The following is a 13,169-nucleotide window of genomic DNA, read 5'->3' on the forward strand; positions in this document are numbered from 1 at the left end:
GCAACAGCGTAAGGCTTAGTTATTGAAGATATAACGGATACCAAGCTGTACCTGGTACACATCATCAATGGTTAAGGAGTTAATGAACGCATCACGCAGCAAAACAGTAGAACCGTTTACCACCTGTGTAGCTAAACGGTAGATGGGTTCGCCACCTGCAGTTCTGCCACGATAGTTCAAAGGCTGTGTGGTAGTAGACGCATAACCTACACCCCATTTGCTGTTGATGAGGTTGCCGAAGTTTAAGATATCGGCACGCACACGGATGATGTTCATCTTTTTCGACTTACCCACTTTCACAAAGAAATCCTGCTCTGCACTTAAATCGAAACGGGTTAACCAGGGCAGTTGTGCGCCATTCCGTTCTGCATACGTACCTCTGCGTGTTTTGAGGTAAGGATGGTTGTTGATGTAGGTATCGTAAGCAGCCTGTTGCTGTGCAGCTGTAAAGGTTACACCACTGGTGGTATAATCCTGGAAGGTAAGGTTGCTTCCTTTTGCCGGAACATAAATGAGGTCGTTGATCTGTCCATCGCCATTCATATCGTTGCTGGCAGTGTACGATAATTTGCTGCCGCTTGCAGAAACCATACCCAGGGTAATGGTTGTTCCGCCACCGTATGTTTTACCATACAGGATGCGGTAGCTGATGTTACCGATAAAACGGTGACGGAGATCGTTATCGCTGAAACTGTTGCGCACATAGTTTAAACCATAAACAGAAGGCACGTTGGCATTTACCGTACTGGCTACAAAAGCTACATCCGTTGCTTTCGCATACGTGTATGCTAACAAACCACCCCAGTTTTTCGTAATGGGTTTTTCCAGTTTACCGGTAAACGAATACGAATAACCATCATTGTTGTTGGTTAACACAAATACGTTACCAATACCGCTGTTGAAGAAACGTGCATTGGTAGCAGCACTTCCGCTTAAATCCAGTGCAGGATAAATATCACGGTTATCGGCACCGCTGAATTTGCCCGAAGGCAGTTTCATATTCACATCTACATAGTTCAGGGCATTTACGTTCTGGTTGTAGATGTATTCTACAGTTGCCACAACACCCCATGGTAATTTGTAGTCAACCGCAATATTGCTCTTCCATGTTTGCGGGAACTTCAGGTTCGGATCGCCATAGTTTACGTTGTAACCACGTAACAACGTAACATCCGTAGAGGTAGGTGTGTAACGGGTAGGGTCGAGCGTAAACGGATACGCATTGGCTGCGGTACCGGTTACATTCACCAAACCAATATTTACACCGTTATTACCCAGCTGGTTGCTGATGAGTACATAGGGCATACGTGAAAGGAACAAACCTGTACCACCACGCACCTGCAACTTACGGTTGCCATACGCATCCCAGTTAAAACCTAAACGGGGCGACATGTACAAACGTGATTTCGGCATCTGGTCGGTATTCACTTTATACTCCCTGTACTCCGGTGTACGGAAACTTAAACCGGCCACATACGTATTGGTATAATCGGTAGCGGTGTTCGGAATCGCAATGTAATCCAAACGGAAACCGGCAGTAATACGCAGGCGGTTGGTCATCTTGTATTCGTCCTGGCCATACACACTGTAGGTTTGTGTTTTAAATACCTGCCAGGGCAATTTACCATCAGGTAAAAGGGTATAACGATAGTTGAAACGGTTGAGTACAACAGGCGATGTTGTTAAGTTAGGGTTTGTCTTGTACGCCAACGCTGCTGTTTTAAAATCGTCGATGCTGTTAAACGTCCACACACCGTTGGATGCATAGAAGAACAGGTTGTTCGATTTGAATGCTTCAAACGATGCACCTGCTGTAAACGTATGCTGGTTTTTGACAAACGTGAGGTTGTTGGTGATGTTGAACGTATAATAATCGAGACGGTTGTTCGGCGTAAACGGATCGAAACCTAAAGACGTGTACGTACTGCCATCTTTTAAGATATCAATCGTTGGAAACACGCCTGTGCGGTAAGCACGGTCTTCGATCTGTTTGTTGTACGTAATCAAAAACTGGTTCGATACACGTTTGCGGAAGCTTGAGTTCAACTCGGCTACAATCGAACGGGTGTTGTCCTGGATTTTGTAACCGGTGTTCTGACCCGAAATAGCCAGGGCCAGGTTCTGGCGGTTACCGTTACCTGCTGTATTACCCGAGCTGCTGTTGCTGATGATCACATCACTCTGTGAGTTGTGATGCGAGTAACGCACGGTAAGCTTGTGTTTATCGTTGATGTTGTAATCGATACGGGCAAGAAACTTGCGACTGAAAGCTTCGTTGTTGAAGTTATCGGTAGCGCCCATATCCCAGTCGAAGTTGGTCTTCATAAAGTTCTTCAGATCTTCCAGGTCGGCAGCGGTGGTACGGCTTACGTTACCTGCTGCGCCGGGGCGGTTGGCTACCCAGTCGAGAGCCGGACGGGTGCTGCTGCTGAACTCGCCATTCACAAAGAAGAAGAGTTTGTTTTTAATAATGGGACCACCCACACGGAAACCGGTTGTGTTTACTTCAAACGGTGTAGCCGGTACCTTACCGCCTTTGGCATTTTTACCGGCGAGGTTACGGTTGTTGAGGAAGTGAAATACCGATCCGGAATAGTCGTTGGTACCACTGCGTGTAACCGCATTAATGGCTGCGCCTACAAAACCCGACTGGCGGATATCGTACGGTGCAATATTGATCTGCAGTTCTTCGATGGCATCGAGCGAAATAGCACCCGAGTTGGTACGGCCACCGGCCTGTGCCTGGCTACCCAAACCAAAACCATTGTTGAACACCGAACCATCGATGGTGAAGTTGTTCAGACGACTGTCTTGACCTGCAAAAGAACGGCCGTTGCTGTACGCATTGTACTTGGTGATATCGTTGACTGTACGACCGATGGTAGGCGTACGGTTCAATGCTTCTTTGTTAATGGTGGCCGATGCACCCGTGTTTTTGGTATTCAGCACCGGGTTGCGGTTGGCCGTAACAGTAATGGCACTCAGCTCCTGTGCACTGGCACTGAGCGCTACCTCTACGTTGGCCGTGTTACCCAGCGAAGCATACACATCATTTTGCACCCCTTCGCTGTAGCCGGTGTACGAAACCGTAATCCGGTAAGGACCACCTACCCGTACACTGGGTAAAATAAACTGTCCGTTTTTGGTAGTGGTGGTAACATAACGTGTGCCCGATGGAACGTGGAGGGCGGTTACCGTTGCACCTTCAAGCGGTGCTTTGTTATCGCCGGTTACCAAACCGGTAATACTACTGGTTGTTACCTGTGCATTTGCAAGCAACAGGAAGAAACTGAAAGCAAGTGTAAAGAGAACACTCAATTTTCTCATGTTTACGTTTTTTGGTTGAATAATAAATGAGTGGCCGGCAGGTACTACCCCGCATTTGTACTGCTGAAGGGTAATGGGATGCTGCCGCCGGGCATTTTTATACGTTAGCAGTTTTTTTTACAAGGCGGCAAAGGTATTGCAAGGTAGAAAAGAAAGCGAAAACCTTACTTTAAATTAAGGTTAGCAAAATTAAGCGGTCTTTTTTCAATCTTATATTTCATCGTTTGCAGAGATACCTCTATATTTGCAACCCCGAAGCACAAAAGGAGGATAGGCTTCCACTTACCAAATAGCGTGTTTCAGGAATGGTGCGGTAGCTCAGTCGGTAGAGCAAAGGACTGAAAATCCTTGTGTCGCCGGTTCGATCCCGGCCCACACCACAGTGAAGCAGAAAAGCCTGAACGAAATTTCGTTCAGGCTTTTTGTTTATCCGGGCTTTTCGCTTCACTGTGTCCTGAAGCGACGGAGGAGGAACGACGACGTCTGCTTCTGGACACTGCAGCAGTTGTTGGTCTGCAGACCAACAAACAATTCCTTCAATACCTCATCTGTATTTCGTTCGTGTCCATTCGTGTTATTCGTGGTCCATTCAGTTCATTCCTCATCTGTGTTTTTCTGCGTCCATTTGTGGCTAAATCTTCTTCATCTTTTTTGGTCTTTAGACCAACACAAATTTTCTTCGAGAACTTATCTGTATCTCGTTCGTGTCCATTCGTGCTATTCGTGGTCCACAAGTTAAGTCCGGTCGCAACCACCTGCGTCCTCTAAAATTGTAAGCGCAGCGCACGATCCATCTGTGTTCTCTGTGTAATCCGTGAGCAATCACATTGCAAGCGCAGCGCCGCATCCATTGCCGCCGTTGTTGGTCGCCGACCAACCAACACACATCTGCATCATTCACTTTGTGCCTTAAAAAACGCTTGCAACATTTCTGCATGCAATTGCTGCAAATCCATCGAACCATAAGGCAGCCATTCATCGGCTAACCGGTTGTATACTTCGGTACACTGCAGATCGGGAAATAATTTATAATCGAACTTGTTGTTGTGGATGCTGATATAGCCGGGGTAGAAAAACGTTTTGCCCTGCCGCAGTGTTTCTTCCAGTTTCAGCAGCACCAGCACTTTGCCCAGGCTGTATTTTTTATACGCCGGATCGTAGATGTTGAGGATGCCCATGGTGCTTTGTTCCCCTTCATCGTAACAGCCGGCAGCAATCAATGTTCCTTCGTGGCGGATGGTAATTGCCTTGGTGGGAAACACCGATGCCGAACGGTCGCCCAGTAAATAGCCCTGCACCGTATCACTCATATCAAAAGCAATGGCGCTGCGGTAACGGGTAAACAATGCTTCCAGTTCCTCATTCAGCTGCAGGTCTTCTATCGCAATGCTGAAATGTGCAGCCGCCTTCAACAGCTTTTTGCTTTTTGTACTGTGTGCATAGGTTGCCAGGCGGTACCGCAGCCAGAACACAGCCAGGAACTCATTTTCTTTGGTAATGAGATCGGTGGTGATCAACATCTGCTGAATACGGTACCAGCCTTTGCTGAGGTAAGCATCCAGCAGGGCAGGGGTAATGAACTCCGGGTAAAAATGTTGGTAATAAATCATACACCGCAGGCGGCAAGTTACGCAACAGTTCATTCGGTTATACCGTGTCGTCAGGCAGGCGTATCAATCTCCAGCAACACCGTTACCTGTTCATCGGGCTGTAACACATAGTTGCCCGTGTGTACACAAATTTCCTTGAGGTTGTGCGTGCCCTTTTGCTGTACCGCCGTGAGTGGTTGCAGCTGGTATACCGGGTCGGTTGCATCGGCATCGGCCAGTACGAGGCAATCGGGTGAAGCAGCTGTGTGCGAACGGTCGATCATGCGCCAGCCGATGCTGAGCGGCGCCTGTTCTTTAGCCGTTGTTTGCAGCAAGCTGCTCAGCAAAACGGCGTTAACGGTTGCACCCGGTACCAGCAGTTTCAGTTCGGGTGTGGCGGCGGTGAGTTGTACAAGTAAGAGCATAACATTTTAGTTTATGCATCGAAAGTAGAAGGCCACATCGCAGTGTATTTGCGGAGTGAAAAATAACGGGAAAAATTAAGCAGCGAATACCACGCATGAACAGTAAGGGAATGGTGGTTCATTGACTGGTGGTGCATGCTGTCCTGTTGTTGTATTTAGCGGTGCCTGTATATACGCTCTATATACGCAGTATGTATTTTTCGCTCTATTTGCTACCAGCCATCAAAAACGCTCTAATTGCTCAAAAGCGGTAAAAACGCCCGGTTGATTTTCATTCGCTTTTTTGTGTTTGTACTCTTGTAGTGTCGTTGCAACGGACGGGTTTTACCAAGATGTACCCAAGAGCTTTTTAACAAGCTTTGAAAACATTTCCATTTTTCCAGTTTTAAATTTTCATCCGATGGCACAACAAAAAGGTATCCTGCCATTAAAAGGAACGATCGGTAACATTAATTTTTACAAAACGAAAGACGGTTACCTCGCCCGAGAAAAAACAAGCGTGAACAAAGACCGTATTGCCAATGATCCTGCTTTTGCCCGTACCCGTGAGAACGGTGCGGAATTTGGCCGGGCAGGGGCAGCAGGTAAGGTGTTGCGTACGGCCCTGCGCTCGTTATTACTGAACACCGCCGACAGTCGTATGCTGAGTCGACTTACCCGTGAGATGATGAAGGTGATCCAGGCAGATGCGGTGAATGAACGTGGTTTACGCAATGTGATTGATGGTGAAGCAACACTGCTGGAAGGTTTTGATTTTAATGCCGGCAGTAAACTGAGTACTTCATTGTTTGCACCGTATACGACCAACATTGATCGTGTAAGTGGTGCACTGAGTATTTCCATTCCCTCTTTTGTTCCGGTGAACATGGTGGCTGCGCCGAGCGGTGCCACGCATTTTAAAATCGTTACGGCAGGTGTTGAAATTGATTTTGAAAACAAAACGTACGTGGTTGATTTTGGTAACAGTAACTCGTTGCCGATTAACTCTACTGCTACGGCTGTTTTGAATCTCAGTCACCAGGTAACAGCGAACAGCACGAAGCCTTTGTTTCTTGCAATGGGTATTGAGTTTTACCAGGAGGTGAATGGTAACCAATACAGTTTGAAGAATGGTGCGTTTAATGCGTTGAGCCTTGTTAAGGTGAGTGGGTCTTAACCTCACCCCGACCCTCTCCTGAAGGAGAGGGCTAGTCAAAAAAGGGTATTCATTCTTCTCTGACGGAGCCATTTTTCTTAATAGAAATCACGCAATCATTTATTGCACTAATAACATTACTCCTGAGCGGACGGGAATTGTATTACCCTTTTTATCTCCTGATTTTTTTACAAGACAATTTTCAAAAAATGAAAAAGATTTTGAAACGTGCGAAGCGACGCACACCAAAGTTTTTTAAACAGGTGCGGACTATTGGTGTGGCACTGGCTGGTGTGAGTGCTGCAGTTCTTGCAGCGCCTGTTGCATTACCTGCAGTGCTGATTAAGGTAGCCGGTTACTTAGCTGTAGCAGGTGCTGTTGCCGGTAGTGTGAGCCAGACGGCTGTTACCAACGAGCGGAATTAATTATTCCTATGCAAGACTCGTACTTTTTGAAAACAGGAACAGCCGGCGGAACGCTGACGATTCTTTTTGCAAACATTCACACAGATGATTTGGTGAAGACAGTGGTACTTGCTGCTGTGGGTGCAACGGTGAGTTTGGTTGTATCGTTTGTGTTGAAGAAGATGTTTGGGAGGAAGAAGTGAGCCGGTTTGAAAGCCCCGAGATTATTCGGGGCTTTTTTGTACCACGAACTACACGAAATGACACGAAAGATTGCTGCGCTGCGCTTGCAATGAAGAAATAGAATCACGGATGACACAGATGGGACGGATGTACACAGATGGATCGTGCGCTGCGCTTACGATTGTTTAAGGCCACAAATAGACGCTGATGAACACAGATGAAGTAATCTATGGGATTGTGCTCACACTTCGACTGCGCTCAGTGTTTTGCTACCTCATCCTTCGACTCCGCTCAGGACTGCAGGAAGTCTTTGATGAGTTCTTCGTCGATGCCGGTGAAGTAGGAGAATTCCTGGATGGTGATGAATTCGTGTTTGGATTTACCGAGTGCTTCACGGATGCGCTGGATCAGTTTACGGGCGGTGCTTCCACGACGACCTGTAATGTTTTCGACATCTTTGGGATAGAGCACAACACGTGCAGGGATGCGGTTGGAGTTTACTTTCATGGTTGGGTGTTTTTTTAACAGGAATGGATCTACATTGCATTACTTCTTCACTAAACTAATCGAAATGCGTTAAGATAAACTTGATAAACATCAATTTTTTTGTCTTTAACTGCCGCTTCAGCCTTGCATCAATCTTCAGGAACGTTTTGCACGAATACGGCTTAAGGTTTCTTCTGTTACACAGAGATAGGTTGCGAGGTATTTTGCAGGAACACGTAATACCAAATCGGGATGATGCTGGAGCATGTAGTAATATCTTTCGGTTCCGTTTTTCATGCGGATCAGCTTTGCCCGGTTTTCACTCAGCAAATATGATTTTGTAGTTAAGGTAGCAGCAATTGTATTGAACTCGGGGAATGTTTTATAGATATACTGCAGTTCATCGTAACAGATATACCAGACCACTGCATCTTCCAATGCCTGCACATATTCATTGCTGTATTGCTGCAAAAAGAAACTGGCTGCGGACACAAGTATATCTCCTTCTTTCATGAATTTAGAAGATACTTCATGGCCTGCTTCGAAATAATAACAGCGAAATAATCCTTTCTTGACAAAATAAATATGGCGACAGATATTTCCAGCTGTCAGCAAATGATCTCTTCTGGTAATTGTTTTTGATTTGAGGGTTGCTGACAGGTATTGCTGGAGCGCAAGGGATAATGGACAGATGCTATTGAGTAATGAAAGAAGTTCTTTCATGTTACAAAGATCAATGAAAGAAAGGGAGCAATTCTTTTCAATACATCTGTAAACGGGATTTTTTTATTTGATATCGGGATTATTTTCTTTAACATGACCGACCGGGTAACGGTGCGAGTAATTTTGAAGTGACCTATTTATTGACAGAGATCAACAGCGTCAAAAAAAAATATTTTCTACTTGTTTAGTCCTTTTACCTGTTTTGTGGATTATATGATTATAACAGGCGCTGAAAAAAAGATAATTTAAGTGTATGAAAAGCGGGAGCACCTTCAAGACAGAGGCAGAGGCGCAACGGATCGGCTGGCTGGTTGCAGGCTTTATACAGCAACGGCTGAACGAAGCGGAGCGGGATGAGCTTGATGCATGGATTACAGCATCGGATGATCATCAGCGTTTATTTGAAGAACTTCTTTCACCTGGTTTTATTGAAGAAGGAACAGCTGCCTATCGTTCTGTTGATGCGGAAGCAGCTTATCATCAATTAAAACAACGTATACAACAAAGTTCTGCGCCAAAGACAGTACGCATCAGGCGCATGCAGCTTATTTCTATCGCCGCATCCATTGTGTTCGTTGTATGCGTTCTTGTGTTTTATCAAATGACTTACAGAAAAACCAAACCATTGATGCCTGTTGCAGTTACTGAAGGGATTACCCCCGGTGGAAATTATGCAGAGCTGATTACTGACAACGGAAAGCGTGTAACACTTGCCGGTTTAAAAAACGGATTGATTGATTCGCTGGATGGCGTTGAAGTATTAAAAACAACGGATGGACAATTAAGCTATCTGGACAATCAACATTCTGCGACCGTGTACCATACCTTACGCACACCTGTTGGCGGACAGTACCGGCTTGTGTTACCTGATGGCAGTCTTGTTTGGCTGAATGCAGGCTCCTCGCTTCGTTTTCCAGTTCGGTTTGATGGACCGGAAAGACGTGTTGAATTGATTGGAGAGGGCTATTTTGAAATTGTACCGGCCGCAAAGCTGTTGGCAGAAGGCAAACAAGCATCACTGCAACCTTTTATTGTGCGTATTAATAATGTTGAAGTGGAAGTATTGGGAACACATTTCAATGTACATGGTTATGCAGATGAAGCGGCGATTAAAACAACCTTACTTGAAGGGAAAGTAAAGGTTGTGCGGGGATCGGAACAGGATGAAGTGATCTTACAACCAGGCGAGCAGGCTGTTGCCGGAAAAGGAAGACTACGTGTTGAGCGAGTGCAATCAACAGAAGCAATTGTTGCATGGAAGAACGGATGGTTTGATTTTAAGAATGCATCGATTGAGCAAATTATGCAACAGGCAAAGCGGTGGTATAACATTGACAGTGTTGTTTACACTGCTGCGATTGAAAAGAAGTTTGATGCAGAAGTGTTGCGCAGTGAATCGATTGAAAAATTATTATCGCTGCTTGAACAAACAGGCGGTGTTCATTTTACGATTAAAAACAAAACGATTTATGTATTACCGTGACGGCTAACTAAGGCGGTTACCCAACAAAACAGGAAGTGGTGGAACACTTCCTGCAACCCGCAAAGCGGGGTCTGGGTTAACCCAATCAATTATTTGTGTGTGCAAAAACTGTTTAGTAACCCAAACAACGTAAAGTTATGGAAATGTATCCGCTTTTATTCCTGTGGTACAGGAAAGTAGTGCCCGTACGAAAAACACTTTTCATCATGCGACTGCTTTCTCTCTTTCTTTTTGTTTTTCTTTTTAAAGTGAATGCCGGAGGATATGCCCAAAGCATCCGGTTGAAGGTTTCGAATGTATCGCTGATCGAGGTATTTCAGCGGATTAAACAGCAAACAGATTTTCGGTTTATTTATGTACGTGACGAACTGCAACAGGCAAAACCTGTGAGCATCGATGTAAAAGATGCGTCTCTGAAAGAAGTATTGGATTTATGTTTTGCGGAGCAGATGTTTACCTATGTGATCGAAGGAACGTATGTTATTGTGAAGCGTAAACCAGTCAACCAGTCCGTAACTACTTCTACTATTGTAACGCATGATGTGACGGGTTATGTAGTGGATGAAGAAGGAGAACCTGCTGCAGGAATTACAGTACAGGTGAAGGGAAGTACAGTTGCGGTGAGCACCAATGCAGAAGGTTATTTTCAATTGAAAGCTGTTGAACCCAATGCTGTACTTGTTTTCAGCGGTGTGAATGTGGAAGAGAAAAGTGTTGCGCTAAAAGGTGCTACTGAACTAACGGTAAGGCTGCAACGAAAAGTAAATAAGCTGGATGAAGTACAGGTGATTGCCTATGGCAGTACAACAAAGCGATTGAATACAGGAAGTGTAAGTAAGATTGGCAGCAATGAAATTGAACAACAACCCGTGCTGAATCCTGTTGCTGCCATCCAGGGAAGAGCACCCGGTGTGTTTGTAACCACACAGAACGGATTACCCGGTGGCAATATCAGTGTATTGATCAGGGGAAAGGGTTCTATTAATTCCGGAACAGAACCTTTGTTTGTTGTAGATGGCGTTCCTTTTAATTCCACTCCGCTGAACAACAGTTTCGGGAGTCTGACCACCACTATTACGGGTAGTATCAGTCCGTTGAACAGTATTAACCCCAGTGATATTGAAAGTATTGAGATATTAAAAGATGCTGATGCCACAGCTATCTATGGTTCACGTGCTGCAAACGGCGTAGTGCTGATTACAACCAAGAAAGCAAAGGCGGGAAAACCCAAGGTTGATGTTGGCATTTACGGTGGTGTTCAAACGCTGAATGATTTTCCTGAAATGCTTGATCTGCAAGCGTATCTTTTACTGCGACGTGAAGGTTTCTTCAATGATAATTTAGTGCCAACCGTAACGAATGCGCCTGATCTTCTTGTATGGGATACGACCAAGCATACAGACTGGAGCAGGTATATGCTGGGCGGTACAGCAGGACTTATCAGCAGCCAGATCAGTATCAGCGGCGGTGGGCCTCTTGTTCAATTTTTACTGAGTGGTAATTACCGCAAAGAAGGTTCTATCCTTCCGGGGAAGCAACAATACCAACGTGGCGGTCTACATGTATCACTTCATCAGCAAAGTGCGAATCATAAATTCAATATGGATTTTACATTCAGTCTGAGTGCTGATCAAAACCGTACGCTGAGTTCTTCGATCTTCAGCATTCTTACGTTGCCTCCTAATTTTCCATTGTATGATGCAGCCGGCAACACGAACTGGACAGGGATTTCGGATGTGCACCCTGAAGCGGTTTTAAAACGTAAAGCCAGCAATGAAACGATGAACTATGTTGGTAATCTGCAAATACGTTATCAATTATTTCCGGGACTTCGTTTAAAATTCAGTGCCGGTTATACCATGACTGATATGGATCAACTGATGCTGTTTCCGAAAGCCAGTCTGAACCCCAGCAGTGCGAGTGAGAGTTATGCTTATTATGGTGATTTGCGCACCAAGGGGATTGTGCTGGAGCCACAGGTAGAATATTCTTTCAGCAGAAAGCAACAACGTGTTGATGTACTGGGCGGTGGCAGCTGGCAACAGAACGACAACCGGCGGAATTTATTTACGGGCAGAAATTACAGTAATGAAGGATTGCTTGAGTCGATCGGTGCAGCGGGAACGGTTACCGGCAGTAATCAGCTAAGCACTTATAAATATGCATCTGCATTTACGAGAGTTACTTATGCGTATCGTGAACGTTATATATTGAATATGCAGGGAAGGCTTGACGGTTCTTCGAGGTTTGGACCTGGTAAACGGACCGGCATGTTTGGAGCTGTTGGTGCAGCATGGATCTTCAGCAAAGAACGTTTCCTGCAGGATGTTGCGTGGATGAGTTTTGGTAAGCTGCGTGGCAGTTTTGGTATTACCGGAAATGACCAGATACCCGAGTATCAATATTTATCGACTTACCGCAACAGCAGCGTATTGTATCAGGGAGTTGCGGGTTTGACGCCTTCGAGAATTGCCAACGCTGCTTTTGGCTGGGAAAGCAATCAGAAAACGGAGCTTGCGCTTGAAACAGGTTTTTTGAATAACCGGTTGCTGCTTACCGCTGCTTATTATCATCAATTAAGCGGTAACCAGCTGATTGATTATCCGCTTCCTTATATGAGCGGTCCGTTTGGCTCTTACCTTGCTAACCTGCCTGCCAAGGTTTTGAATTATGGATGGGAGTTTGAGTTCAGCGGAACTGTATTGCAAAAAGAAGCGATGCAGGTACAGGTTCATGGCAATATCAGTTTGCCGAAAAACAAACTGCTCAGTTATCCGGGTTTAGCGGCATCGAGTTTTGCGAACACTTATGTTGAAGGCGAAGATATCTCGATCCGTAAAGGGTTGAAGTATCTCGGCGCTGATGTGCAAACCGGTCTGCCCCGTTTTGAAGATGTTAATGGTGATGGTGTTATCAGCTTACCTGAAGATTATGTTATCATCGGTAAAGTTTCTCCCATCTGTTACGGTGGATTTGGCTGCGATGTGCGTTACCGGCAATTTGAGGTTTCTGTTTTCTTTCAATACAGCAGTCAGTCTGCACAGGGAACAAGTACCATACCCGGTACAAGAAGTAATAAATTCAGCACAGCCATTGACAGATGGACGAAGGCCGGTGAAGAACGATGGATTCCAAAGGCCACTACTGTGCCATCGGGCAACTACAGTTTACTTTCTCTATCGGATGCTGCTTTTTACAATGCCAGTTATGTGCGCTTTAAAACGATGCATGTTTCGTACCGTTTACCTGAGAAGCTGTTGCAGCGTATGAAGCTTGGCACCGGAAGAATTTATGCGGAGGGGCAAAATGTATTTACCTGGCGAAAGCGAGGCAATCTGTATGATCCTGAAACGGCGAATACGGGTATACCACCGCTGCGTACACTTGCAGCCGGCTTTCAATTCACTTTTTAAA

Annotated in this window: 10 protein-coding genes and 1 tRNA gene; 6 read left to right on the forward strand and 5 right to left on the reverse strand. The window is 45.4% G+C overall.

The annotated features are described in order from the left end of the window. Positions 1 to 15: 15 nt before the first annotated feature. On the reverse strand, positions 16 to 3,327 hold the full coding sequence (locus IQ13_RS06615) for a TonB-dependent receptor (protein WP_144885320.1): 3,312 nt from the start codon (positions 3,325 to 3,327) through the stop codon (positions 16 to 18). 307 nt (positions 3,328 to 3,634) lie between these two features. On the opposite strand from IQ13_RS06615, the gene IQ13_RS06620 reads away from it, so the two are divergent. Then, positions 3,635 to 3,707 (forward strand) — tRNA-Phe (locus IQ13_RS06620). Positions 3,708 to 4,220: 513 nt separating this feature from the next. On the opposite strand, the gene IQ13_RS06625 is transcribed toward IQ13_RS06620, so the two are convergent. Both IQ13_RS06625 and IQ13_RS06630 read right to left on the reverse strand, forming a co-directional pair. Beyond that, positions 4,221 to 4,937, reverse strand: a complete 717-nt coding sequence (locus tag IQ13_RS06625) for an arginine-tRNA-protein transferase (RefSeq protein ID WP_158637335.1) — start codon at positions 4,935 to 4,937, stop codon at positions 4,221 to 4,223. A gap of 50 nt (positions 4,938 to 4,987) precedes the next feature. After that, positions 4,988 to 5,341, reverse strand: coding sequence for a hypothetical protein (locus IQ13_RS06630; RefSeq protein ID WP_144885322.1), 354 nt, complete (start codon positions 5,339 to 5,341; stop codon positions 4,988 to 4,990). A 400-nt stretch (positions 5,342 to 5,741) separates the two neighbouring features. Here IQ13_RS06630 and IQ13_RS06635 point away from each other — a divergent pair, with 400 nt between their 5' ends. The 3 genes from IQ13_RS06635 (at position 5,742) to IQ13_RS21470 (ending at position 7,083) form a co-directional block, all read left to right on the forward strand. Continuing rightward, on the forward strand, positions 5,742 to 6,497 hold the full coding sequence (locus tag IQ13_RS06635) for a hypothetical protein (protein ID WP_144885323.1): 756 nt from the start codon (positions 5,742 to 5,744) through the stop codon (positions 6,495 to 6,497). A gap of 188 nt (positions 6,498 to 6,685) precedes the next feature. Then, complete coding sequence (locus IQ13_RS06640) at positions 6,686 to 6,901, forward strand: hypothetical protein (RefSeq protein ID WP_144885324.1); 216 nt, start codon at positions 6,686 to 6,688, stop codon at positions 6,899 to 6,901. A gap of 8 nt (positions 6,902 to 6,909) precedes the next feature. Beyond that, on the forward strand, positions 6,910 to 7,083 hold the full coding sequence (locus IQ13_RS21470) for a hypothetical protein (RefSeq protein WP_199758201.1): 174 nt from the start codon (positions 6,910 to 6,912) through the stop codon (positions 7,081 to 7,083). Between the two features lie 271 nt (positions 7,084 to 7,354). Here the strand turns inward: IQ13_RS21470 and IQ13_RS06645 are convergent, their stop codons facing one another. Then, positions 7,355 to 7,570 carry a hypothetical protein gene (locus tag IQ13_RS06645; RefSeq protein ID WP_144885325.1) on the reverse strand — a complete coding sequence of 72 codons (216 nt, stop codon included), beginning with the start codon at positions 7,568 to 7,570 and terminating at the stop codon, positions 7,355 to 7,357. Positions 7,571 to 7,705: 135 nt separating this feature from the next. Next, the gene (locus IQ13_RS06650) at positions 7,706 to 8,272 is read right to left on the reverse strand and encodes a Crp/Fnr family transcriptional regulator (RefSeq protein WP_144885326.1); all 567 of its coding nucleotides are present in this window, start codon (positions 8,270 to 8,272) and stop codon (positions 7,706 to 7,708) included. Between the two features lie 253 nt (positions 8,273 to 8,525). Between IQ13_RS06650 and IQ13_RS06655 the strand changes: the two genes are divergently transcribed. Further along, positions 8,526 to 9,755, forward strand: coding sequence for a FecR family protein (locus IQ13_RS06655; RefSeq protein WP_144885327.1), 1,230 nt, complete (start codon positions 8,526 to 8,528; stop codon positions 9,753 to 9,755). A 206-nt stretch (positions 9,756 to 9,961) separates the two neighbouring features. Then, on the forward strand, positions 9,962 to 13,168 hold the full coding sequence (locus tag IQ13_RS06660) for a SusC/RagA family TonB-linked outer membrane protein (RefSeq protein WP_158637336.1): 3,207 nt from the start codon (positions 9,962 to 9,964) through the stop codon (positions 13,166 to 13,168). Position 13,169: the final 1 nt, after the last annotated feature.

The sequence above is a fragment of the Lacibacter cauensis genome, assembly GCF_007830055.1.
In the GTDB taxonomy this organism is placed as follows: domain Bacteria; phylum Bacteroidota; class Bacteroidia; order Chitinophagales; family Chitinophagaceae; genus Lacibacter; species Lacibacter cauensis.